The following is a 26,700-nucleotide window of genomic DNA, read 5'->3' on the forward strand; positions in this document are numbered from 1 at the left end:
AAAAAGATAGCTGAAAACAATTTGTCTTCAGCTATCTTTTTTATTTTTGTATCTCTCTATAAAAAGAAAAGTCATTCATAGTTGGTTGTACTTGTTTCTCTACTTGTAATTCTTTACTTTCCCTCTCTAGCTTTCTCACATTTCCTAACTTAATCGCATCTTGCATGCTATTACTAATTAGATTTCCAGCTAAAATTGTCATACTATAAAAAGCAATCGGTATAAGTACAATCCATGTATGAGTAGTTAAATGACGGAAGTTTTGACCAATTAGGCCGGTCCATTCTTTTGTTACACTATCTGCCTCTGTACCAAAGATAATTGTTCCACCAAAAAATAACTCTAACAATCCAAGATGCAAGAGAAGTAATAAAGTACTCACAAATTGTTGAGCAACAAGTAAAAAAAATGATGGTAATACGTGTGGCCATACGTGATTTTTCACTCTATGCCATTTACTGCCCCCAAGCACAGTTGCTGCCATCATAAATTCTTCTCTTTTTATCCGACGGACTTCCTGCGCTGTATATAACATAATTGTTGGTACCGCTAAACACGTAAGGATAACCATTTGAAATATTACCCTTAAATGAAACGGCTCTGGTACTGTCCCATTTTCAAACACTAAAACTTCCTTTAACACAAAAAAAGAAATCATAACCATAGGTACAATGCTGAACGGATCAAAAAAAGATGCTATAACTGGAAAAGAACGTTTGCTATACATACCAAGAAGCAAACCAATACCTCCTCCAACTATAACTCGTAGAATCGCTATAATTACGCTCGCACCAACTGTCCATTTCGCTCCTTCTATTATTAGCTGGAAAAGATCGCGTCCTTTCTCATCACTACCGAACCAAAATTTATTCGACGGTGAAAATGGAGCAGCCTCTAGTTCTCCTTTTTCGTTATACATCATCGTAAGTTCACGGATATTCCCATCGAAAAATAAAGTATTTCCAATACTAACAATCATAAGTACGCTTAAAAAAGTAACACCAAACCAAAATCTCACATCTCTTTTTACAACTTGCCACATGCTAAACACGCTCCTTTATTACATTTTGTAAAAACGTATGTAATAAACGAAATAGTATAAAAAGCGGTACGTATAATATAATTAAACTTACTGTAAATATTTCTAATTTCGAATTTTCTTTTACAAAAACAAACATACCGTACGTATTAAATATCCATTCAATAATATATAAATTTGATAACATAAATAAAATATTTGTTTTTGCATAATAGATTGTTGTTAACAAAACATTTCTTGAAATATGATTTGTTAAAATATGTCGTAAACTAAGCCCTTTACTTTTAGCAAATATACTATAATCTTTCTCTAATTCTTCTCTGAAACGTAATAGTAGTAGCTTAATAAATAATAGTGTTGTAGGCAAAGTTAGACATATTATTGGCAATAGGCGAGCCCTTTCCTCCCCAATCCCCGCTAGTTTTACTGGCATAAAGCCTGTCTTTTGAAAGATTATTACGACTAGAAGTTGCGATAATAAAATTATTAAAATATCTGGGATGCTTTCAAGTACAACAAAAATCCCATTCCACATTCGTTGCTTTGATTGAGACCGTTGTAATACCCACACAACGAGAACATACGCAATAAGTAATGACAGTAAAAATGCCGAAATAAATACAAACATTGTCTCTAAATAATGAATCCATATTTGCGGAAATAATTTCCTCGAATCTCGAAATCCATATGTAATTTCCCAAGGTTGGAGTAACTTTCCTCCAATAAACACAATCGTGTTCCAAAAACCAATTAAATCAATTTGTAATCCCTTAAATAATCGAGGGAGCGCACCTAAACAGATTATACATAGAATTGCAGCGAATAATTGTAAACAAGTAATCCCACACCACTTAGCAGTTCGCATCAACATAACTATTACCCCTTTAAAAAAGAATATTCAGAAAAAACAAACATCTTCAACCATACCTTGAATTCGCTTTTTCCCACTTAGTAAAATAGCTTGGAATAAACACGTAACAAAAAATAATCAACCAAACACGATAAATCCCAAAAGTAATTTTTTTAAAGTTTCATTTTGGTATATATACCTAATCCCTTCTTTAAACTCTGTTATTAACATCTTCAAATTAACTTCTTTCCATTTTGTTCTACCATTTGGTAAACGAACTTTTTCTGGAATGGAGATCGTTTGAATCAAAATACCACTCGTAATAAAAGTAAGTGTATTTACTAAAATGCTCCCATAAATTCCAAAAGTCCAGTACACCATCGTTGCAATTCCTACACCAAACAAAGCATACAAACTATTTACCATTTGATTAATACCCGCTGCTGCACCGTATTGCTCTGATTCAACTACTCCCTGTATCATCGATTGTTCTGATGGAGAGAAAAATTGTATACATGCATTTTCCAAAAATAAAAATATAAAGACAAGTATAATCATCCCGTAATAAAGCGAAATTAGGATTCCAATATTACAGAGCGAACAACATATGTTACTTACTGTACATATACGTTGTCTATCAAAACGATTCACTACTGTCCCTACTAATAGAAAAAAGATTAATGCAGGTAATGCAATCATAATTTGTGTCATCGTTGCGTAAACTGGTTGTTTTCCGTATTGATCTAGCAAATAAAACATTAAAGAAATTCCAGCAATCATAGAACCGAGTCGCTCTAAAATATTTGCTAGAAAAAAACGTGCATACACTTTGTTGCGAAATAACTGTAGCATTTCTTTCATACTTCGTATCCTTTCTCTCGACAAAATAGTACTGTTTTAGTCATTTATTGGAAGTTACATTATATTTTTCGACCATTATCCAATCTTTTCCTTCTTAATAAAAAACATAAAAAAAGAGCCCTTATTCTCAACACAAGGACTCTTTTCATAAACTATTTAGCTACCTCTTCTTTCGGCATTACCATACCTTTATAAAGTTGAACAGTTATCCAGTAATAAATGAAATAAATGACTAAGAAAATTCCTATTGGCACCCACACTTTTACAAACGGGTCAACTAATATAAAGCTGAATAAGTTAAGCCCTACTAAAACGTGAGAAATGCCAATGATCGCTGGGAAGATAAATAAATATGAAATTTCTTTATATATACTTTTCGTTAACATGCTACGTCTTACACCGATTTTTCGTAACATTTCATAACGGCGTACATCACGAGAAGCACCTGTTAATATTTTGAACATAAGGGAACTCGCCATCATTGCTAAAAAGGCAATTCCGAGGAAAAATCCCATAAACATTGTTCCGCTCATGAAGCTGTTCATAAACTGATAAATTGTCATTTTCGTAAATAAGTCTACCTTTTCACCTGTTACTTTTTCAATTTGTGCTTTTTGTCTCTTGTCTATTTCGATCAATAACAGTTTATATTTTTTCATATCATCTACTTTTGCTAATGTTACAGTGTGTTCTGTTCCTTGAATTCCTTTATAATGCTCTTCGTCTGCAATTCTTACTGGTTTTCCGTTAAATTGATTATGCGTAATTTGTATCTCTCTTACAACTGCGTCTTCCCAATCCTTTGGCATACGAGGGAATTTTACTAATTCAGGAGCCTCTAAAGCTGAATATATAGGTTCTGTTAAAGGTTCAGTCACACGTTTACGAACAGGTTCTTTTAACGTTTTTGTATCAAAATGGTCTGAAACAAGTGGTGGTTTCGCAGTTAAGTCGTTACGTAAATAATAAACCGCTTCTCCATCTACTTTATATTTGTACTTGCTTTCTTCAACAATTTCCATTTCTTTCAAGGCAGCTTTGTCTTGATCATTCGGATCATGAATTACAACATCATATACACGAGAAAAGTCTGTCATAATACCTACATTTTTTTGGAAAGCCATACCTGCCGTCATCGCACCTGCCCCTAATGCAATTAACATCGCTACAGTACCTAATACTCTCGATAAACTATTTACTCGAAAGCGTAGCTGTGCATATGTAAAACTATTTAGACCAGTTTCATTTCGTTTTTTATTCCCCTTAATTTTCATCACAAAAAATGGGAGTAATGAACTAAAGATAAAATATGTTCCAAGTGTTGTAACGATGGTTGCTATAATAAAACCTAATTCAGCATATATTTTTACATTGATCATAAAATAGTACCCTATACTTACTAGTAATACACCAAGTACTGTCATTATAATAATGCGAGTTTTACTTTTCTTCACTTCATCTAGTGTTTCATCTTCACGAATTAACTCTAGTTCAGTTTTACGTAACAATCGGACACTGTTCATTAAGCCAGTAATGAAAAATAGCATTAAGAAGAAAATAGCTGTAACTAAAATTGCTGGTGTGTATACAGATGCATAACTACCTTTTGCTGAAATTTCCATTCCATTCATTAAAAAGTTTCCTGCTACACTTGCAAGTAACATCCCTACTAAAATACCGATAATAATACTGACAATCCCCATACCGAATGTTTCAATAAATAATAACTGTGCTACTTTTTTCTTTTTTGCACCAAGCATCATGTACATACCGAGTTCTTTTCTTCTTAATGTGAGTAAGAAAGAGTTGGCATATATAATATAAAATACAGTAATGAAAGATAATAGTATTGCACCTACCCAGAATACGAGTCTAATACTACTAATAAGACTATTATCCTTCGTAAATTCACTATTCATCGCCATCGTTTGGAACATGTAAAAAATACTAATGCTAATAACGAGACCAATAAGTAAAACCATATAATCTTTTAACATCTTTTTCATACTATGACGTGATAATTTAAATAACATAGTTTCGCCCCCTACTTAGACTCAGCAGCTGAGCCCATATGAGCGAGCACACCTAAAATGTCTTGATAGAAATTCTCTCTAGTGCCCTGACGATTTAATTCTTTATAAAGAAGACCATCTTGAATAAATAAAATACGCTCACAATAACTTGCACTAAATGCATCGTGTGTAACCATCAAAATACTTACATTGTGATTTTCATGTAAATCTTGCATCGCTTCTAATAAACTTTTTGCGTTTTTACTATCAAGCGCACCTGTCGGTTCATCTGCTAATACAATTGCTGGATTATGTACTAAAGCTCTGGCCGCCGCTGTTCTTTGCTTTTGTCCTCCAGAAACAGCCGTCGGATATTTTGTTAAAATTTCGGTGATGCCTAATTTCTTCGCAACGTCATTTACCTTTCCAGTAATCTCACTTGACGGTACGCCTTGCAAAGAAAGTGGTAAAGCTATATTTTCATAAATTGATAAGTTTTCTAGAAGATTAAAATCTTGAAAAATGAAACCTAATTTTTGAGAGCGAAAATCAGATAACGCATTGCCCTTCATAGAAGTAATATTTGTACCAGCTATCGTCACACTACCACCTGTCGCTTGGTCAAGTGTACTTATCACATTAAGTAAAGTCGTTTTTCCAGACCCAGAAGGTCCCATGATCCCGACAAATTCTCCTTCTTTAATACTTAACGATACACCCCTTAATGCTTTTGACTGATTCTCATTTCTTTTCCCATACGTTTTTTCTACACTTTCTACAGTAACTACATTTGTTGACATCTCTTTCACTCCATCCCTTTTGTATAAAATTAATTTCTCACATATTTCTTATTATTTTGTCATGTGAATCCTTAAGAATTTTTTAATTATTCATTTAAGAAGAGTTACACCTGTAACATGAACCTTTTTCCTACTTCATATTCTCATTTTTCTACAACTCGTTCCCTCGATTTCGCTTACATTTACCTTACATTTTTGTAAGATAAAAAAGAAAACACACTAATTTCTAATAGTGTGTTTTCTTTACAATCAATATTTTCTATTCTTTATTTCTTCTTCAATACTTGCCACAAATACATCTAGCGCAATAACTTCTGACTTCTCTTCCCCATATTTACGTACATTTACAGCTCCGTTTTCCATTTCCTTATCCCCAATAACAAGAACATACGGTACTTTTTGCATTTGTGCTTCTCTTATTTTATATCCTAATTTTTCATCTCGTGCATCTTGTTCAACACGAACTCCAGCTTGTGCTAATTTATGTGCAATCTCATTGGCATATTGTTCATGTACTGCATTTGAAACTGGAATTACTTTCACTTGAACTGGTGCCACCCATGCCGGGAACGCACCTCCAAAGTGCTCAATTAATATTGCTAAGAAGCGATCTAATGACCCTAAAACTGCCCTGTGAATAACAACTGGTCTTTTCTTTTCATTATTTTCATCTATATAATTTAAATCAAATTTCTCTGGCATTTGGAAATCAAGCTGGATTGTTCCGCACTGGTGACTTCTATTTAAAGCATCTTTAATATGAAAATCAATTTTCGGCCCGTAAAATGCGCCATCACCTTCATTTAGTCTATATTTATAATTTAGCGATTGTAATACATTTTCTAATGCCGCTTCTGCTTGCTCCCATAATTTATCATCACCCATTGAATCTTCTGGACGAGTAGAAAGCTCTACTTCATACTCGAATCCAAAAGTTTTATATACGTAATCAATTTGCGCCATTACGGATTTGATTTCATCTTCAATTTGTTTTGGAGTTACAAATAAATGTGCATCATCTTGGCAGAAAGTACGTACTCTTAATAATCCGTTTAACGCACCACTAAATTCATGACGATGTACTTGACCAAATTCACACATACGAATCGGTAATTCACGATAAGAATGCAATTTATTTTTAAACATAAGCATGTGTCCTGGACAGTTCATCGGTTTTAATGCAAAACTTTTATTATCTACTTCAGAGAAATACATATTATCTTTATAATGTCCCCAGTGCCCTGATCTCTCCCATACTTCTTGGTTCATCATGAACGGAGTGCGTACTTCTTGATAATTGTACTCTTTTTGAATTTCTCTTAAAAATGCTTCCAATTCGTTACGAATCATTTGTCCTTTCGGTAAATAAAACGGCATTCCCGGAGCCTCTTCAGAAAACATAAATAACTCAAGCTCACTGCCTAACTTACGATGATTTCTTTTTGCTGCTTCTTCAACGAAATGTAAATACTCTTCTAATTCTTTTTGAGAAGAGAATGCAACACCATATATGCGCTGAAGCACTTGGTTATTACTATCACCTCGCCAATATGCACCGGAAACGTGAGTTAATTGAAATGCTTTCAAATAACCTGTAGATGGTAAATGTGGTCCTCTACATAAATCTACAAATTCACCTTGTTTATATAGTGTTACACTTTCCCCACTAGGAATTGCTTCTAAAAGTTCTAATTTCAAGGGGTCGTTCATTTCTTGAAACAGTTTAGCTGCTTCTTCTCGAGAAACCTCAACTCGTTCTATCTTTATATTTTCATTTATGATCTTTTTCATTTCTTTTTCGATTCTCCGTAAATCTTCTATGTTTACACTACTTGGAAGATCCATATCATAATAAAATCCATTTTCAATAACAGGTCCTACTCCAAGATTTATATCACCATACAATCTTTTTACAGCTTGCGCTAAAATATGTGCCGCGGAGTGTCTTGCAATTTCTACCCCTTCATTTGAATCTATAGTAATGATTTCCACTTCCGCATTTTCTTCAATATTTCGGCGTAAATCATATAATCCATCATTTACTTTCCCCGCGACTGCTTTCTTTTTCAAACTACTGCTAATGGATCCAGCAATTTCTTCTAAAGTAACTCCATTTACAAATTCTTTAACGCTACCATCTGGAAATTTAATTTCAATCATTTGTTCTTTCATTTTTCATCTCTCCATTTCATAATAAAAAGCACACTCATCCCTAAAATAGGGACGAGCGTGCTTTTACCCGTGGTTCCACCCAGATTCCCATTGTAAATATACAATGGCTTCTTTTACGGTAACGTCGTTTACACGGCACTAGATACTTCATTTCCCTAGTGCAGCTCTAAGGTGGTAAGTTATTTTTCTGCGTTAGGAAGTTCTCAGCTTTCCTTCCTTCTCTGTATAACCGGGGAAAATAACTCGTGTCCTTTTCTTCGCTTATTATGAAATTGAATGCAAAAAAGCATATTCATCCCTAAATATAGGGACGAATATGCTTATATCCGTGGTTCCACCCAGATTCCCATCACAAAAAACATAATGGCTTCTTTTGCGATAACGTTGCATACACGGCACTAGATACTTCATTTCCCTAGTGCAGCTCTAAGGTGGTAAGTTATTTTTCTGCGTTAGGAAGTTCTCAGCTTTCCTTCCTTCTCTGTATAACCGGGGAAAATAACTCGTGTCCTTTTCTTTGCTTTTTGTAAAACATCCATTTATTGTTATTTAATATATCTTATTCATTTTATTTTTGCAAGTGTTTAAAAAAATTATTTATTTAATTTAAAAAAGTGAAACCAATTTTTTTTGGTTTCACTTCACAATTTTACCAATCTTGTGGTTCGTAATTTAAGTCTGCAAATAGACGTCTTTTCTCTTTCTTCGTTAAATCTCTCCACTGCCCAACTGGTAAATTATTCAATTCGATATTCATAATTCTCGTACGTTTTAACGTGTATACTTGATAACCTAAAGCTTCACACATACGGCGAATTTGACGATTTAGCCCTTGTGTTAAAATAATTTGGAACTCATATTTTGATAACTGTGTAACCTCACAAGGAAGCGTTTTTGTTCCTAAAATTTTAACACCCGCTGCCATTTTCTCTAAGAAATCAGGTGTAATTGGCTTATCTACTGAAACGATATATTCTTTCTCATGTTTGTTTTCAGCACGTAAAATTTCATTAACAATATCACCATCATTCGTTAACAAAATTAAACCGTCTGAGTCTTTATCAAGACGTCCAATGTGACTAATTCGTAAAGGATGGTTCACTAAATCGATAATATTACCTTTTACTGATTTTTCACTCGTACATGTAATACCTACTGGTTTATTTAAAGCGATATATACGTGATCTCGAGCAATTCGAAGCTGCTCTCCATTTACTCGTACATCATCACCTGGGTTCACTTGGTCACCAATTTTTGCAACCTTACCGTTAATAATTACTCTTCTCTCATTAATTAGTTTATCCGCTCCACGTCGAGACGCTTTTCCAGCTTCACTAATAAATTTATTGATACGCAAATTAGGCACATCCTTTTCTAAAAAAAATTTCAAGCTCACACTGCTTCTACCGTACAATACAAAAGGGTAAGCCTCCTATTATAACTTAAATATATTAACATGAAAGGGTATATAACGTCTTCTATTAATTACTTGTTTATAAAAAAATATCTTTATTATACATTCATTTATGCACTTTTTCAGCGTTTAATATACAAGCCATTCTTCCTTACATACAGCTTGTTTTCCTTTTATCTCTTCTATCTCTTCATGAATATTAGCTAATTTATATAAACCTGGGAAAATCTCTTCCACATAATGTTGATGCGTCTTTTCATCTTTCCAATACGTTAACACTATGTAACGATTTTTATTTTTTAAAGACTTCCCAACTACTCCACCTAACATTCCTTTTGCTTTTTCCATTCCTTTATTCCAAATTGTTTCTTGCTTCTGTAAAAAATGATTTTCCTTTTCCACCTTTACATCACATATAGCAATTCTTACGAATGATCCTTCTGTCACAACGTCTTTCAAATGCGTATCAGTTATATCATACAACGTTTGAAATAATTCAATTTCACATGAAAGAAACGTATCCTCTTGATTACTATTTAAATAAATTGTATCGTGAGCACCATTCATAAATGATTGATATGTACTTCTATCTTCCCATAAAGTAAATACACATGCCTCATCTTCATACCATCCACCAAATTGTCCATGAAACCCATCTAGGTGCCGTATATCACGCCATTTTCCTTGCGCATTTGAAAACAATTCCTTTTTCTCTTCTTCCACCTTACAGTAGATTGTTTTTAGTAGCATTTTTAATTCCCCCTTATGATCCAATCCATTTCCCACTCGCCATACTTTCTATTTTTCCATATACACAAACATTAATTTTTTTGTTATCAACTCCATTACTTAATCAAAATTTGATGCCCTCCGTAAATGTTGTAAGTTGATTACGAGAATACTTACCGTGTAAAAATACATCTAAAATATAAAAATTAAAATCTCTTACTTTGTTTTCTTATCCCAGTTATAGTTTACATAATATAATTATGTATTACTATTTATATCATTCAATAAAATATACTATTTTATTCTATACGCATACTATTTTAAATTCAAACAATTCAGAATTAAAATCCAAAAAAGATAGAAAGTAAACAATCCTACATTATCATCTACTCCCTATCTCTCTTATCATCAATTATTTTTCAAATAAATAATACGTAATTTCTCCTGGATAATGTAATACAGTTACCTTCCGCTCCTCTTTTTTAAAACTAACAGTATGCCCGTTTTCCCCTAAGTTCTCCCATCCATTTGCCTTTGTAATAGGCATTACACTTATATATTGATAGTCCTCTTCATTATCATCGTTAATATGGATTGCTGACATTGGCACTGGAAAATCTTTAATTTTAGATTCTTTGTCTACATATATGAGTGCAAATAAACCAACTAATAACATAGCCATTGAAATACTTAAAACCAGTTTTCTTCTATTCATTTTCACTAAAAACCCTCTTTTCTCGCATATAACTTTCATCATTTTACTAAATTTAATTATTCACGTATAGAAAAGACATAATTTAAATTATTTCTAACCTATTTTCTCTACTTTAAACAACATTATTGTTATATATTATAATTATAAGTTTTTAAATTTTGGAGGCGTTACATATTGCAGAAATTACTTTTTACTAAATGGACAGTTATTATTTCTATTTTCATCATTTTTGGTACAATTTTCTACGTTACTAATGTTAATAATAACAGCGAAAAAGCAACTGTAGAAACAGCGGAGACAAAAACTTTCAAAACGAAATTACAACCTAAAATTAATGAATTGACTACTCATTATAATGACATCATCGAAAAAGATTGGTTACCTGCCTGGGAAGAGATTAACACGAATGGAGATTCAGTAGATCGAAATAAACTATTAGTTACAATGAGTGCTGTTTCCAAACAGTACGAAACAATTATGAACGAAATAGACACGCTTAAAATTGAAGAAAACATAACAGATATAGATATACAAAAACAACTACTTCAATTCACAACTCAGTTTAAATCCGCATCAAATTTCATGAAAAATGCAGCAAATTTAATTATAGACGGAGCAAATAACTCTACTCCAACCAATGAAACTATTGAAAAAACAAAACAAGCTTTAGGACTTGCGGATCAACATATTGTCATCGCTTTATCTACTTTAAATGAAGTTGAAGATAAATTAGGACTTACAAAAAAATAAAACTATTTACTATTTTAAAATAAAAAATGATTGCAATTCACAATTTGTATGTCTATAATGTTTTTATTGATTTACAATCAATGTGTTTATAAATTTTATAATTCGGATGAACCATTCAGGAGAAGGTCTATTGATCTACCGACGGGGCAAAAAGTTGTTATACCAACTTTGAAACTCTCAGGTCTTGGTTACAAGTAGAACTGCATGGGGACGAATCTCTGGAGAGACTCCCTCTCGCTTTCATAGAGCGCGGAGGAAAACGAGCACCGAAGGAGCAAATCCGCTACTTTAGCGGATAATCTCTCAGGTAAAAGGACAGAGACAAGCGAAAGAAAAAGCCGATTGTATCGGTTTATTTTTCTATCCCTTGTTTCTCCAGAGACCATTTCATTTACTTGAAGTGGTTTTTATTTTTTCTAAAAAAGGAGAATAAAGATGGAGACAGTAAGTAAAGTATTAGAACAACTGAATCAATACGTGTGGGGATTACCAACTTTGTTGCTACTCGTTGGAACAGGTATCATTCTCACAGTGCGTTTAAAAGGTTTACAGTTTAGTAAACTATTATACGCTCACAAACTAGCATTTAAAAAATCAGAAGATGCCTCTTCTTCTGGAGATATTAGTCACTTCCAAGCACTTATGACAGCTATGGCCGCAACGATTGGTATGGGAAATATAGCCGGTGTTGCAACAGCTGTTACAATTGGTGGTCCTGGTGCAATATTTTGGATGTGGATTACCGCTTTATTCGGTATGGCAACAAAGTATGCAGAGGCAATACTTGCAGTGAAATACCGTGTTAGTAATGAAAATGGTGAATATTCAGGTGGACCAATGTATTATTTAGAGCGTGGTTTAGGTAAGAAATGGCTTGCTATATTATTCGCTATATTTGGTACAACTGCTTCTTTCGGTATTGGTAATATGGTGCAATCTAATTCAGTTGCAGAGGCAATGCGAATTAATTTCTCTTTCCCTCCTGCTTTAACTGGTATAGTAATGTCATTTTTAATCGCAATTGTTATTTTAGGCGGTGTAAAAAAAATCGGGAAAGTGACGGGATATGTCGTTCCTATTAAAGCTTTCTTTTATATAATTGCTGGTCTTATCATTATTTTCTATCACTACGACCAAATTCCAGAAGCATTTTCACTTATTTTTTCTGGTGCATTTAATGGTACAGCAGCTGCTGGTGGTTTCATCGGGGCAACAGTTGCATCAGCTATCCAAATCGGAATGGCGCGTGGTGTATTTGCGAACGAAGCTGGTTTAGGGAGTGCACCAATTGCTGCTGCGGCTGCAAAAACTGATTCGCCTGCAAAGCAAGCTTTAGTTTCAATGACTGGTACTTTTCTAGATACGTTTATTGTATGTACAATTACAGGACTAGTATTAATCACTACAGGCGCTTGGAAATCTGGTAAAACTGGCGTTGAAGCTACAACACTTGCATTCCAATCTGTATTTGGTACTGCTGGTAGTATGATTCTCGGTATCGCAATTATTTTATTTGCCTACTCTACTATTTTAGGTTGGTCGTATTATGGAGAAAAATGTGTAGCTTATTTATTCGGAGAAAGTGCAGTTAAATATTATAAAGCAATCTTTATTGTCATGATTGCAATTGGTGCTAATTTAAAGCTAGGAATCGTATGGACATTTGCTGATATTGCAAATGGACTTATGGCAATTCCAAACTTGATTGGTCTAATTGGATTAAGTAGTATTGTTGTTGCTGAAACGAATCGTTTTTTACAAGCAGAGAAATTGAAAGAAAATAATAAAAAACAGGCAAGTTAATCTATGAAAAAAGGAATGACTCATACATGATGAGCATTCCTTTTTTCATCCCCTCTTTTACTCAATTACTATCATTAAAAATATATTTATATCAATATTTACTCCTTTTTATTCCTCCAAAAGTTTTTCACATAAATGTCATAAATCGTATGGTCTAACTATATAGTTGAAAAGGAATGCGACATTAAAGTGTCGCTGAAAAACTCATCCAAGAAAAGGGAGGAAAAATCTTTTGAAAAACAAAATCATTGTTTTCCTATCTGTTTTATCATTTATTATTGGTGGTTTCTTCTTTAACACGAATACTTCAAGTGCTGAAACATCATCTACTGATTACGTTCCTAACCAATTAATCGTTAAGTTCAAACAAAATGCATCTTTAAGTAATGTGCAATCTTTTCATAAATCTGTCGGAGCTAATGTCTTATCTAAAGATGATAAGTTAGGTTTTGAAGTCATACAATTTTCAAAAGGTACTGTAAAAGAAAAAATAAAGAGTTATAAAAATAATCCAGATGTGGAATATGCAGAACCGAATTATTACGTTCACGCCTTTTGGACTCCAAACGACCCATATTTTAATAATCAATATGGATTACAAAAGATTCAAGCTCCACAAGCTTGGGATAGCCAACGAAGTGATCCTGGTGTAAAAGTAGCTATTATTGATACAGGAGTTCAAGGCTCACACCCTGATTTGGCTTCGAAAGTAATTTACGGGCATGACTATGTTGATAACGACAATACATCTGATGATGGTAATGGTCATGGTACACATTGCGCTGGAATTACTGGAGCACTTACGAATAACAGCGTCGGAATTGCTGGTGTTGCCCCACAAACTTCAATTTATGCTGTCCGCGTATTAGATAATCAAGGAAGTGGTACTCTTGATGCTGTAGCGCAAGGTATTCGAGAAGCTGCTGATTCGGGTGCAAAAGTAATTAGTTTAAGTTTAGGAGCTCCAAATGGTGGTACTGCATTACAACAAGCCGTTCAATATGCATGGAATAAAGGCTCTGTTATAGTTGCAGCTGCTGGAAATGCTGGAAATACAAAAGCTAATTACCCTGCTTATTACAGCGAAGTAATTGCAGTTGCTTCTACAGATCAATCAGATAGAAAATCTTCATTCTCTACTTATGGTAGCTGGGTAGATGTTGCAGCACCAGGTTCAAATATATATTCAACATATAAAGGAAGTACGTATCAATCATTAAGTGGTACATCTATGGCAACACCTCATGTTGCAGGAGTCGCAGCTCTTTTAGCAAATCAAGGATATAGCAATACACAAATCCGCCAAATTATTGAGTCTACTACTGATAAAATTAGTGGTACAGGTACGTACTGGAAAAACGGTAGAGTCAATGCATATAAGGCTGTACAATACGCTAAGCAATTACAAGAAAATAAAGCTTCTTAATAAATAAAGTAAAATTTTAATCAGTCGATCTACCATTAATGCCGGATAAAATAGAAGGAGAGACTTCTACAATTAAAGCCTCTCCTTTTTACAAACTATATTACTCTCCCTGCTTTTTAACCATATGTAAATACAGTACAAAATCCATCATTGTTGACGAATGACCAAGTTGACGGATCATCGCTGTTATATTTCCTCTATGATATGTACCATGATTTACGACATGTTGCACTAATTCTAAAATTGAAGTTTCTAATTTCCCTACATATGGATTCTCAATAACAAATACAGCATTCACATCTTGTATTGTAATTAAAAACTCTTTATATTGATTTGCCATGTTTTCAAACATTTTTTCTAATTCATGTAACGATTTAGTTTCAATTTGTTTTCGTAAATCTTCTCGGTCTTGTATTGCTTCATCCATACTTTTACCATGCAATATATGTAACCACACTTGATCTGTAATATAAATATGCACAAAAGTATCCTTAATGGATGGGAATACACTCTGTATCTGCTCATTAAAAATCGTCTCATAGTTTGGTAACTCTTTTAATCGATTGAATAATCTAGTATTAGCCCAAGCATGGTAATCACACTGTTTTAATATATAATCTTTCAACTTATATTACCTCCTTATTGTATGAAACGAATGGTTTGTTTCTTCATTTCTGATTCTCTATCAGCCTTTGCAATCCCTTTTTCTTTCATTTCATGCTTATTTATCGTTTTATATTTTACATACGTATAAAATTCCGTTTGAAATGGAAATGGTGTAATCCGAATCGTTTCCTCGTCCACCCATTCAGCTTGAATAAGTTTCTCCTCTTTACTATTAAACATTTCTGTTCCTTCAAAACCATCTTTAAATAAGTCAATTTCATCTTTCTTTTTGACACCAGGCTTATTCATACATACGTATAAAGAAAGTTCATCACAAAACTTTAATAATCTATAATGTTTATCGAACATCGCAAACTGTTCCTTTGTTAACGTTTTCAAAATTCTTTTTTGTCGTTCTAATTCATGTTTATAAAATGACATCATCTCTTCATCTTCCTCGTTTAGTGGAAATGATAAAAAATGTTTACTACAAAGCAATGCCCCGTATGGATTAGAATTTTCAATTTCATTCAAACCAATCGTATAAAAAACAAAACGTAATGGGCTTGGACAATCCATAAATGTATATGGAATATTTTTAGCATCATTCAAAATTGGTACTTTATCAAGCTCTATCCATCCTCTGTCATGCTCATATATTGCATCAACTGTTTCTTTTAAATATGTTTTACTTTCAAAAAAGTCTTCTTTTATATGTTTTGCAATCTCTCCAGCTAAAAAACCATGATCATGTTGACGAATTAATATACTTTCCTTCTCATTTTTTTCACGAAAAATCATTCATATACTCCCCCTCATCCTCATATTAAAGCTTTTTATATGCATCGATTCTTAATTAATCCCTAAATAATAGAAGGGATTCAGTCTCTTGCAACGAAATTAACATAATTATATAGTATTCTATCTAATCATAGTGATAGCTTTATCTTTACTATCTATTATACTAAAACATTCATTCCAAAAATTTTTTTATGAGGTGAAAACATGAACAAAACAGAATTAATTAAAAACGTAGCTCAATCAGCTGATATTTCTCAAAAGGACGCTTCTGCAGCTGTACAATCCGTATTTGACACAATTGCTAATGCATTACAATCTGGAGATAAAGTTCAACTAATCGGTTTTGGAACTTTTGAAGTGCGCGAAAGATCTGCTCGTACAGGACGTAATCCGCAAACTGGCGAAGAAATTCAAATCGCCGCTGGTAAAGTTCCTGCATTTAAAGCAGGTAAAGAATTAAAAGAAGCTGTTAAATAAACAAGAAACCAGCCATTTTATAGGCTGGTTTCTTGTTTTTATTTAAGTAATTGCTTTATATTCTCTGCATGATACACTTCACAAATATAAAATACACATTTGCATTTACTTACAATTTGATACTTTCTAGTTGGATACACATTCGCTGTAACAGAACATCCATCAAACAATTCAATAATATTTCCAGATGGCTGATATCCTTCATATAATACATTTCTTCTTACTTCCATCTTTTCTATAAGCTTTTCAACAGGAATATTTCCACTCTCTAATTCACTCTTTATTGCGTCCGGTAAAAACGAAGTGTCTGCAAAAATTAGATTTTCAGATAACACCTTGCCTTTATAACTAACATTAGATACACGGTAAAGAAATGTTCCATCTTTATCAAAGAAATTCTTTGCTTCTTTCGGAATGTACTGTCTACCAAGTGCCTCTTGTTCAAGAACATCAAACTGAACTGTATCATTTAAAAGCTTTTCTAAAGCATGAATGGATGATGTATCTCCAGAAAATAAAATATTTTTAATTGCTTGTACGTTATAAGTGAATTCATTCTTTCTATTTTCCGCTACTAACATGAGGAACACCTCTTCTATAATTTTTTTATTTAAGATTTAAAAGTGCTGCCGCATCTAATTGCGTAATTTCAGTTACTTCCTTACTGAATATTGCAACAGAGGACCTATAATCTAAACTAGGCTTTACATCTTCCATCATTGTATTATTTAATAACTCTTGTCTATCCTTAAAAACCAACAAGTTTGGAGGATCATTTGGAGCTGATACTGTAATATGTACTGGCGGAATCATTAGTCCTTCACCTGTCGCTTTCAGCACCGCTTCTTTTCGAGTCCAATATGTTAAAAATCCTTCTATTTTCTGTTCATTTGGCAGTTTCATAACTTGCGCTATTTCAATGTCTGTTAATACACCTTCTGCCATTTTCATAACATCTACATTTGGATTCATTTGTTCTACATCTATGCCAACAGGTGCAGATTTTGTAAAAGCAACGACAACCCACTCACCTGAATGTGAAACGGATAATTGCGGCATACCTTCTGGTAATTGTGGTCTTCCATGCTGCAATTTACATACTGAGCACATTCGATCAATTGGTACTTGGACTGGTGACATAGAAAGTATCTTACCGAGAACTAATCTACTTATTACGCAACCTATTATAAAACGAGCTCGATCTGCCGAATGGTGATACGAATTTGCTTTCTCTCGCTCTATATCATTTAGTAAATTGTAATGCCATGATTGTAAATCTGAAATTCTTGCCCACCATATTTGACAATCATTCTCATTCAAAGTTGGAATAGAATCTACAACTTTACTTTCTATCATGTAAACTCTCCTTTATTCAACGAATATCAATTTTCATAAGAAAGCATGCGTATATTGTTATTCATTGACAAGTACTTTCTCTTTTTCTGATACAGATAATGTTTTTTCTTTCTTCTTTGACATTACCTCTTTATCGGAAATACGTAAAGAAAATAGTAGTGCTATGAGCAAAAATATTGCTGATCCAATTAGTGCTGCTTGATATGGTAAAAAATCGAATTGAACGTTATTACTTCCAAAACCGGCTAGTATACTAGCTAAAACAGCTACTCCTATTGCTGAACCTAGTCGATTTTGCACATTGAATATAGTAGTAGCTCTCCCCATAGAAGGCGGCGTGATATTGTTAAAGGCAGAAAATTGAACCGCACCGACAGATTGACCTAAGAAAATACCGATACCAAACAATAATGCGCGGATTTGCCACGGATTCGTATCGTGATTTACAAAACTCAATAAAACAAATATAATCGCCGTACATATTAATCCAATAGAAATTACCTTTCGAGCTCCTAATTTCTTATATGACCATGGCACAATTTGTGAAGAAATCATTAATCCAATCGCCTCTGGAAATGTCGTAAGTCCTGATTCTAGCGCGGAAACTCCTATCACATTTTGATACATAAGTGGAAAAACAAATAACATTCCTAATAAACCGGCTGATGAAAATAATGATATAAGGCTCATCTTTCTAAAGACTGGTTCTTTTAATAAGCGTAAATCTAACATCGGTTGCTTTACTTTCAGTTCTACGATTATAAACAACGTAATGAATACACCCCCAGCTACCCCGGTACTCATAATTTCTGGAGAAATCCATCCTTTTGACGGTCCCTGGCTGAGTGCATATATGAGCATCGCAAATCCTGGTGCTGATAAAATAAAGCCGAGCGAATCAAAGCGACCAGCTGATTTTTCAACATGCTCTGCTAAAAATAGAAGTCCAAAGAGCAATGCAACGATTCCAAACGGTAGATTAATATAAAATACCCAACGCCAAGACATTTGATCTACAAAGAAACCACCGATGATAGGACCAACTGCTGGTGCTACAGCAATTGGCAGTACAATGAACCGGGAAATCTTCGGTCTTTCCTCTGGTGAAAATGTTCGGAATAACATCGCCATTCCGACCGGTGTTAAAAGCCCTCCACCAGCACCTTGAATGATACGGAAAATATTCAATGAAGTAATATCGTTAGCCATTCCGCATAAAGCAGAGGCAATTGTAAATACGAAAAGAGCAATTAAAAATACTCTTTTCGTACCAAAACGATCTCCTAACCAACCAGAAATCGGAAGGAAAACAGCTAAACTAACTAAATACCCAACATTCACCGTCCCCATTGCAGATGCAGGTACTTGTAGTTCCCTACTTATCGTTTGCAGTGCTACATTTACAATCGTTGCGTCCATCGCAGCCATAAACATCGCAGTTATATAAACGATACTTACAACTACTTTTGGATTTAGTTTTTCTTTCATTATCGTTTTCCTACTAATGTTTTTTCGCGAACTTGATTACCTTGTGGATTCAAATCTTTCCAGTTATATTCAACATATTCTAAGCAGCTCTGCCTACTAGCTTCTTCATATACGACATTCCAGCCAATAGGTACATCGAGAAAAGCAGGCCAGAGAGAATACTGGCCCTCCTCATTTATTAATACTTTATATGTGTAATTATCATTTTCAAATGGATTCGTCATACTCTACTTACCCCTTTCTTATTCTGCAAATATTTCGCTAATACTTGCCCAATTTCCGTAAGTGGACCTGGCTGACATAGATCTTTATGTCTACAATCAATATCGTGCTGCACAATTTGCCCGTCTAAATAATTTAGCCACGTATTTGGAGAAATAGGATCAAACCAGTCTGGTATAACAGTAGATCTAAAGAATAAGATATCTCCGTTATAAACTTTCGGTACATATTTCCCTAACAACCCTACTGAATTTACATATGTTTCTTTCAAGTTCAATATAGTCTCTTCTTCAAGACTTGCTAATGCACTTCCATCTTTACGAAGGATTTCAACTGCACTTTCCATTGTAAGGGGTTTACCATCCATGTTATCTGGAGCATATCCGCCTAAAGCAAGTAATGCAATTAACGCTTCCTCTTCAGTAGGCGCTTCCGTATTTGGTAAGAAGTGTCCAGGATAAGAATCAAGCATAACGAGTAATTCTACTTCTTCCCCTTCATTTTGTAGTTGCGCCGCCATTGCATGCACAACATTTCCTCCAAGCGACCAACCTAATAAACGATATGGTCCATAAGGCTGTACTTCACGAACATGTTTCAAGTAATCCGCCGCCATCTCCTCTAAACTTTTTGGAAGTTCTTCATTTTTAGCAATACCACGTGCTTGTACACCATAGATTGGATAATCTGTTCCTAAAGATTTCATAAGTCCTGCATAGCACCAACTTAATCCACCTGCTGGATGTACACAAAATAGTGGTAATTGATCCCCGCTTGCTCGTAATGGAAGCAACACATCAAGTGCACTTTGACCATTCCCCATCTCAAGTCTTTCAGCTAACCCTGCAACAGTCGGTGCTGCAAATAAAGTACCAATGTTTAGTTCCACTCCAAGCGCCTCTTTCATGCGGCTCATAAGCTGCACTGCAAGGAGTGAATGACCACCAAGATCAAAGAATCCGTCATCAATTCCAATTTGAGGTACACTTAGCACTTCTGTAAACAAGTCACATAACATTTCTTCTTGCGGTGTTCTTGGACCACGACTAGAAGATGATGCGATAAATTCTGGAGCTGGCAATGCCTTTCTATCTAATTTACCGTTTGGAGTTAAAGGTAACTCATTTACTACTACAAAAGCGTATGGAACCATATAATCTGGTAAACTACCACTAGCAAACTGACGCATTTCATTCGTATCAATTGCTTCATTATTTGATGCAACGATATAAGAAACTAACCGTTTATCCCCTGGTTGATCTTCACGTACAATAACGGCTACTTGCTCAACTTTAGGGTGCTTCATTATGACTGCTTCTATTTCTCCTAATTCAATTCGGAATCCACGAATTTTGATTTGATGATCTGCACGTCCTATATAATCTAGCGTCCCATCATTACGCCAGCGAGCTAAGTCTCCTGTACGATACATTCTTGTACCTGGCTTGCTAAATGGATCTGCGATAAAGCGTTCAGCCGTTAATCCTGCTCTTCCTAAATATCCACGCGCAAGTCCTGCACCTGCAACATACATTTCTCCAACTACTCCAGGTGGGACTGGTTGTAAATAGTTGTCTAACACATACACTTTAAGGTCAGGTATACTGCACCCAATTAAACTATTTGCTCGTAAAGAGACGATAGTTTCATCTAATTCAATATAACTAACATGCACTGTCGTCTCCGTAATACCGTACATATTAATAAGCTTTGGTGCGTTATGAGGATGTCGACTATACCAATCTTCTAAGCGACTTAGCTCAAGTGCTTCTCCTCCAAAAACAACATATCGTAAAGATAATTTTTGGCCGATCTCTTCATTTTCACGATCTGCTTGCATCAATTGATAGAACGCTGATGGAGTTTGGTTTAAAACCGTAACCTTTTCTTTAACAAGAAGCTGTAAAAATTCTTTCGGCGAGCGACTTACAGTATGTGGAACTACAACTAAACGCCCTCCGTATAATAAAGGTCCCCAAATTTCCCAAACCGAGAAATCAAAAGCGTATGAATGGAACATCGTCCAAACATCGTTTCCGTCAAACTGGAACCAATGATCAGTTGCTCCTAAAAGTCTTACTACATTTTGATGAGGTATCATAACGCCTTTCGGTCTACCCGTTGAGCCTGACGTATAAATAACGTAAGCAATATGTGATGGAGATAATGGCTTAATTCGTTCCACTTCATCAATATTTTCTTCACTATATTTCTCAACTTCTGCTAGTACTTTCACATCATCAACTAAAACTTTTAGTGCCTCATCACATTCAATTTCCACTTCTGAATTCGTTAAAACACGTGATGGTTTCGCATCGTGTAGCATAAATGAAATACGGTCTGCTGGGTAATCTGGATCTAACGGAAGGTATCCAGCACCAGCTTTAAGAACAGCTAATAAGCTTACAACCATGTTTAATGATCTTGGCATCGCTAAAGCAACGAGTTGATCAGGACCAATCCCTTTTGCTATTAGGAATCGAGCTATTTTATTTGCTTTTCTATTTAACTCTTCATAAGTTAATTTCTTATCTTCAAAGACAACAGCAATAGAATTTGGATTTATATGAACCTGCTTTTCAAACAATTGTGGCAATGTCATTTCTGGTGCAATTTGAAAACCACCATTCCACTTTTCTAACACTGTATTTTTCTCTGCTACAGCTAATATTTCTAATGTGCCAATTGATCGATCCGGATTTGTAGCTGCATCATCTAATAACAAAATGAATCGTTCTATTAGTTTTTGAACCGTTTCACGTTTATATAAATCGGTACTAAACTCTAGTAATCCATGTAAACCGTTCGGAGTACCATCAACTCCGTTATTCTCACTAATTTCAAATGTTAAATCAAATTTTGCAGAACCGACGCTTTGAATTTCAAGGCTCGCTTCTAAATCTGGTACATGAAACGTTGCTTCTGGTGTATTTTGAAAAGCTAACATAACTTGAAACAACGGGTGGCTGTTTCGAGTACGTACTGGATTTAATACTTCAACAAGCCTTTCAAATGGAACATCTTGATTTTCATAAGCTGCAAGGTTTACCTGCTTCACTCTATTTAATAATTCTTTAAAACTTGGATCTCCTGAAGTATTTGTACGTAACACTAATGTATTTACAAATAAACCAACAATATCTGAAAGTACATCATCATTTCTTCCAGCAATCGGACTTCCAATGGGTATATCAGTGCCTGCACCTAATCTTGTAAATAGTGCACTAAGCCCTGCTTGCAATACCATAAACAAACTAACTCCATTCTCACGTGCAAGCTCTACTAACCTACTATGCATACCTTCATCTATATGAAAATGAATTGTTTCCCCGCGGTAACTCGTCTCAATTGGACGCTGGAAATCTGTAGGTAACTCCATTTGGTCTGGTAAACCTTTAAGTTCTTCTTTCCAAAAATCTAATTGTGTTGAAATAAGACTCTCTGGTGTCGTTTCATCACCTAGCAATTGCTGTTGCCAAAGTGCATAATCTGCGTATTGAACTGGAAGTGACTCCAGCTGAATTCTGTCCCCTTGACATCGCGCTTTATACGCCGCTGTAAAATCTCTCGTTAACGGCTGTAATGACCAGCCATCACCTACAATATGATGTAATAGAATTAATAATACATGTTCGTTTTCACTCACTGTAAAAAGTTGTAAACGAACTGCCGGATCAAAATCGAGGTTAAAGCTATATCTTACCGCCTCTGAAAGTACACTTTCTAATTCATCTTTACATGTATTAGTTATAACCATTTCTAGATTTAAGTTTTCCATATCTAAAATTTTCTGATAGGAACTACCTAATACGTTAGGGAAAATTGTTCTAAGTGTTTCATGTTTCTCAACTACATCATAAAAAGCACCTTGTAATGCTTCCCGATTCAATATTCCATTCATACGAATGACTAGCGGAATATTATAAGTAGGACTTGGACCTTCTAAACAATTTAAGAACCATAACCTGCGCTGTGCAAATGAAAGTGGAACTTCATTTGGCCTACTTGCTTTCTGAATAGCTGGTCTTGCGCTTTTTGCATGGTTTAATTGTTTCGCCAGTTCGGCAACAGTTGGTGATTCAAATAGTTTCCCAATTCCTAATTCCACACTTAACGTTTCACGAATTCTAGCCATTAAACGAGATGCGAGAAGTGAATGTCCACCCATTTCAAAGAAATTATCATCAATGCTAATTCGAGAGACACCAAGTACTTCTGCAAATAAATCACATAATATTTCTTCTTTCGGATTTCTAGCAACTCTCTCATTGTTCATTCCATTAAAATTAGGAGCAGGTAATTTCTTTCTATCCACCTTACCATTTGGCGTTAATGGTAATTCTTCTAGCACAACAAATGCTGATGGTATCATGTAATTCGCTAAACTTTCTGAAACATAAGAACGAATTTCTGAAAGATTAATCGGTTCCTTTTCTTCTGCAACGATATACGCAATGATGCGTTTATCATTTGCATGATCTTCTCGTACCATTACTACCGCTTGTTGAATATTTTTATGTCGTTGTAATACCGTTTCAATTTCAGCTAATTCAATTCGGAATCCACGAATTTTAATTTGATGATCTGCGCGACTAATGTACTCTAACGCACCATCACTACGCCATTTCACAAGATCTCCTGTACGGTACATGCGCTTCCCTGATTCTCCATAAGGATTTGCAACAAACCGTTCAGCTGTTAACTCAGGTTTTCCTAAATATCCGCTTGCAAGTCCTTCCCCTGCAATATATAATTCACCAATAGCTCCAGGTGGAACTGGTTGTAACCCTGCATCCAATACATACACTTCTGTATTGCAAATTGGTTTTCCAATAGGAGGTATACCCTTTTCACCTTCATCAATGTTCATGAAAGTAGACCAAATCGTCGTTTCAGTTGGTCCATATAAATTAGTTATTGAGCAACCTAATTCTCGTAATTTATTTGCTAAATGCGCTGGAAGAGCTTCACCACCAACAAGTATGCTTAGCCCTTGTAGCTTCTCTGGATAATCAGTTACTAACGCCTGCCAAAGCGTCGGTGTAGCCTGCATAATGGTCACTCTTTCTTCATGTAAAAGTGTCGTTAATGCAGAAGGCTCTTGTATGTCTTCTTTTTGCGCAATTGTTAAACTTGCACCACTAATAAGAGGTAAATAAATTTCTAGTGCAGAAATATCAAATGCAACCGTTGTAACTGCTAATAAATGATCATTTTCATTTAATGAAAACTTTTGTTGCATAGCCATTAAAAAGTTACTTAAACCTCTCATAGGAACAATTACACCTTTTGGGTTTCCTGTTGAGCCTGAAGTATATATTGTATAGGCTGGGTTTAACAGTGATACATCATTCTTACATGCTATATTCATACGAGAATATGTATGTAACGCTAGTTTCGTTTCTTCGTCATCTAATACAATTTTTTTCATATCCTTTTCTATAACTAACTTAGATGAAACAGATGAATGTGTTATGATACAAACTGGTTTTGCATCATTTACTATATAAGTAACTCTATCTGCTGGGTATTCTGGATCTATTGGTAAATACGCTGCACCAGCCTTTAAGACTGCTAGCATACTAACTACCATTTCTATTGATCTAGGGAATACTAAAGCTACAAACTGGTTTGGTCGTATTCCTTCTTCTACTAAATAATGTGCTAGTTCATTCGCTCGTTCATTTAGCTCTTTATACGTAAGGTTTACACCGTCACAAGTAATCGCTAGTTTATTGGGATTTTTTTGCACTTGTTTTTCAAATGATATAGGCAGACTGATTAACTCATCGTCTTCCTTCGTTTCATTCCATTCCAATAAAACTTTATGATTTTCTTCAGGCAGAGTAATGTTTATTTTTCCAATCGACTCGTTTTTCTCATAATTATTTACTACTAATTCAAATAGATTCATAAATCTTTCTTTATGCAATGCTAGCTCCGCGCCATTATATACTTCGGGATTCGCATCAAAATGAATCATTAGCTCATTTTGATCAAAACGTTTATATACATTTATTGCTAAATCATCGACAGGTCCTGCTGATAAGTTATGCGTAATACCACGATTTCCAGCAAAGTTAAGCCCGTAATCAAAAGGCATAACATTCACTAACGGTCCAAACAACCTTTGATTTTCACCTAGTAACTTTAAGTCTCTTCTTAATTCCTCATGACGGTATTTATAATGGCGACGTACATCTCGGATTTCTTTAGAAACTTGTTGCAATAATTCTGCAAGAGTTATATTTGGAGTTACTGTAATACGAAGTGGAACTAAATTCATTACCATACTTGGTGTATGAATAGATACAGAACCTAGACGTCCCATCATCGGTAAACCTAAAACAATATCATTTTCACCTGTTAATTTATGCATATAAATACTTGTTATAGCGACAATGAATTCCGGCCAACTTGTTAACGAAATATTGATATCTTCTAGTAAAATTTTCGTGCTAGAACTAGATAAATAAGCTGTTTCTCGTGAAAATCCATTTGATGTTCTCGGTGCTCGTTCTGCCAAACTTACAACTTCTGGTTCATCTGCATACTTTTCTAACCAAAAAATACGATCTTCCTGAAATTGTTTAGACTCACGATACTCAATATCTTCTTGCACGACTTTTGCAAGAGAACCAAATGGTTTTTCATTCTTGTTTGTTTCTTCTATAAGTGATGTATACTCATTCGCTACCTTTTGGCTAAGAAGTGAAAATCCATAGCCATCCATCACAATGTGATGGATGCGCTGATACCAAAAGAAACGATTATTTTCAACTTGAATAAGTGCTTCAGTAAATAAAGTATCTTTTTTCAAATCGACTGGCATAGATAAATCATTTTTCATCCATACTTTAGCAGCTTCTTCAGGATTTTCTTCTTTACGAACGTCAATAAAATGCATATGAAACTGTGATTCTTCAATAACTTGCCATGGGCCAATTTCATCCTCTTCGAAGCGAACATGAAGTGCTTCTGTTTCCATTACAACTTTACGTACAGCTAATTCAAAAATGTCTTGATGAATATTTCCGTTTATTTCTACATATTCCCCAGTATTATAAATTGGATTAAGCGGATCTAATTGTTGCGCAAACCACATACCAGACTGCGCAGATGATAACGAATGACGAATCTTTTGACTGTTAGGCATTCTTTACTACCCCTTTATTATGT

General features: G+C 34.6%; 19 protein-coding genes, 1 pseudogene, 1 riboswitch and 2 other annotated features. Of the genes and pseudogenes, 4 read left to right on the forward strand and 16 right to left on the reverse strand.

The window, feature by feature from the left end; all coding sequences use genetic code 11:
- Positions 1–40: 40 nt before the first annotated feature.
- The 9 genes and pseudogenes from ACZDYH_RS12585 to ACZDYH_RS12625 all read right to left on the reverse strand — a co-directional run bounded on the left by ACZDYH_RS12585 (position 41) and on the right by ACZDYH_RS12625 (position 10,634).
- The gene (locus ACZDYH_RS12585; RefSeq protein ID WP_000267878.1) at positions 41–1,042 is read right to left on the reverse strand and encodes an ABC transporter permease subunit; all 1,002 of its coding nucleotides are present in this window, start codon (positions 1,040–1,042) and stop codon (positions 41–43) included.
- A 1-nt stretch (position 1,043) separates the two neighbouring features.
- Positions 1,044–1,910, reverse strand: a complete 867-nt coding sequence (locus tag ACZDYH_RS12590) for an ABC transporter permease subunit (RefSeq protein ID WP_000929104.1) — start codon at positions 1,908–1,910, stop codon at positions 1,044–1,046.
- A gap of 120 nt (positions 1,911–2,030) precedes the next feature.
- A pseudogene (locus tag ACZDYH_RS12595) lies at positions 2,031–2,759 on the reverse strand (MFS transporter); the annotation flags it as partial.
- Between the two features lie 143 nt (positions 2,760–2,902).
- Positions 2,903–4,783, reverse strand: a complete 1,881-nt coding sequence (locus ACZDYH_RS12600; RefSeq protein ID WP_474886377.1) for an FtsX-like permease family protein — start codon at positions 4,781–4,783, stop codon at positions 2,903–2,905.
- Positions 4,784–4,794: 11 nt separating this feature from the next.
- Positions 4,795–5,562 (reverse strand): ABC transporter ATP-binding protein, encoded by a 768-nt coding sequence (locus ACZDYH_RS12605; protein WP_000106426.1) that lies wholly within the window; start codon positions 5,560–5,562, stop codon positions 4,795–4,797.
- A gap of 249 nt (positions 5,563–5,811) precedes the next feature.
- The gene (gene thrS, locus ACZDYH_RS12610; protein WP_474886378.1) at positions 5,812–7,734 is read right to left on the reverse strand and encodes a threonine--tRNA ligase; all 1,923 of its coding nucleotides are present in this window, start codon (positions 7,732–7,734) and stop codon (positions 5,812–5,814) included.
- Positions 7,735–7,778: 44 nt separating this feature from the next.
- Positions 7,779–8,001: a binding site (T-box leader), on the reverse strand.
- A 36-nt stretch (positions 8,002–8,037) separates the two neighbouring features.
- Positions 8,038–8,261: a binding site (T-box leader), on the reverse strand.
- 122 nt (positions 8,262–8,383) lie between these two features.
- Entirely contained in the window at positions 8,384–9,091 is a 708-nt protein-coding gene (gene rluF, locus ACZDYH_RS12615) for a 23S rRNA pseudouridine(2604) synthase RluF (protein WP_001222171.1), read from the reverse strand.
- 186 nt (positions 9,092–9,277) lie between these two features.
- Entirely contained in the window at positions 9,278–9,898 is a 621-nt protein-coding gene (locus ACZDYH_RS12620; RefSeq protein ID WP_102956402.1) for a YdbC family protein, read from the reverse strand.
- A 391-nt stretch (positions 9,899–10,289) separates the two neighbouring features.
- Complete coding sequence (locus ACZDYH_RS12625) at positions 10,290–10,634, reverse strand: hypothetical protein (RefSeq protein WP_048558420.1); 345 nt, start codon at positions 10,632–10,634, stop codon at positions 10,290–10,292.
- A 132-nt stretch (positions 10,635–10,766) separates the two neighbouring features.
- On the opposite strand from ACZDYH_RS12625, the gene ACZDYH_RS12630 reads away from it, so the two are divergent.
- The 3 genes from ACZDYH_RS12630 (at position 10,767) to ACZDYH_RS12640 (ending at position 14,571) form a co-directional block, all read left to right on the forward strand.
- Positions 10,767–11,342 carry a hypothetical protein gene (locus ACZDYH_RS12630; RefSeq protein WP_474886379.1) on the forward strand — a complete coding sequence of 192 codons (576 nt, stop codon included), beginning with the start codon at positions 10,767–10,769 and terminating at the stop codon, positions 11,340–11,342.
- A 208-nt stretch (positions 11,343–11,550) separates the two neighbouring features.
- Positions 11,551–11,671, forward strand: a riboswitch (glycine riboswitch).
- Between the two features lie 106 nt (positions 11,672–11,777).
- Entirely contained in the window at positions 11,778–13,145 is a 1,368-nt protein-coding gene (locus ACZDYH_RS12635; protein ID WP_000451035.1) for an alanine/glycine:cation symporter family protein, read from the forward strand.
- 232 nt (positions 13,146–13,377) lie between these two features.
- Positions 13,378–14,571 carry a S8 family peptidase gene (locus ACZDYH_RS12640; protein ID WP_474886380.1) on the forward strand — a complete coding sequence of 398 codons (1,194 nt, stop codon included), beginning with the start codon at positions 13,378–13,380 and terminating at the stop codon, positions 14,569–14,571.
- Between the two features lie 100 nt (positions 14,572–14,671).
- Here ACZDYH_RS12640 and ACZDYH_RS12645 read toward each other — a convergent pair whose 3' ends face one another.
- Both ACZDYH_RS12645 and ACZDYH_RS12650 read right to left on the reverse strand, forming a co-directional pair.
- Entirely contained in the window at positions 14,672–15,196 is a 525-nt protein-coding gene (locus tag ACZDYH_RS12645; protein WP_016122462.1) for a DinB family protein, read from the reverse strand.
- 14 nt (positions 15,197–15,210) lie between these two features.
- Complete coding sequence (locus tag ACZDYH_RS12650; RefSeq protein WP_006918586.1) at positions 15,211–15,978, reverse strand: DUF3891 family protein; 768 nt, start codon at positions 15,976–15,978, stop codon at positions 15,211–15,213.
- 204 nt (positions 15,979–16,182) lie between these two features.
- Between ACZDYH_RS12650 and ACZDYH_RS12655 the strand changes: the two genes are divergently transcribed.
- Positions 16,183–16,455: an HU family DNA-binding protein gene (locus tag ACZDYH_RS12655; protein ID WP_001043905.1), complete on the forward strand. Its 273-nt coding sequence runs from the start codon at positions 16,183–16,185 to the stop codon at positions 16,453–16,455.
- A gap of 38 nt (positions 16,456–16,493) precedes the next feature.
- Here the strand turns inward: ACZDYH_RS12655 and ACZDYH_RS12660 are convergent, their stop codons facing one another.
- The 5 genes from ACZDYH_RS12660 to ACZDYH_RS12680 are packed head-to-tail and all read right to left on the reverse strand — an operon-like array spanning position 16,494 to position 26,677.
- A complete protein-coding gene (locus ACZDYH_RS12660) occupies positions 16,494–17,036 on the reverse strand; it encodes a hypothetical protein (RefSeq protein ID WP_000959125.1) in 543 nt (180 codons plus the stop codon).
- Between the two features lie 25 nt (positions 17,037–17,061).
- Positions 17,062–17,811 carry a 4'-phosphopantetheinyl transferase Sfp gene (gene sfp / locus ACZDYH_RS12665; protein ID WP_474886381.1) on the reverse strand — a complete coding sequence of 250 codons (750 nt, stop codon included), beginning with the start codon at positions 17,809–17,811 and terminating at the stop codon, positions 17,062–17,064.
- A 57-nt stretch (positions 17,812–17,868) separates the two neighbouring features.
- Positions 17,869–19,299, reverse strand: a complete 1,431-nt coding sequence (locus ACZDYH_RS12670; RefSeq protein ID WP_474886382.1) for an MDR family MFS transporter — start codon at positions 19,297–19,299, stop codon at positions 17,869–17,871.
- Positions 19,299–19,523, reverse strand: a complete 225-nt coding sequence (locus tag ACZDYH_RS12675) for an MbtH family protein (protein WP_000184059.1) — start codon at positions 19,521–19,523, stop codon at positions 19,299–19,301. Before ACZDYH_RS12675 ends, ACZDYH_RS12670 begins: the two co-directional genes overlap by 1 nt.
- Entirely contained in the window at positions 19,520–26,677 is a 7,158-nt protein-coding gene (locus ACZDYH_RS12680; protein ID WP_474886383.1) for an amino acid adenylation domain-containing protein, read from the reverse strand. The genes ACZDYH_RS12675 and ACZDYH_RS12680 overlap by 4 nt, the downstream gene beginning before the upstream one ends.
- Positions 26,678–26,700 lie beyond the last annotated feature (23 nt).

The organism is Bacillus sp. EB V-12, from assembly GCF_056158125.1.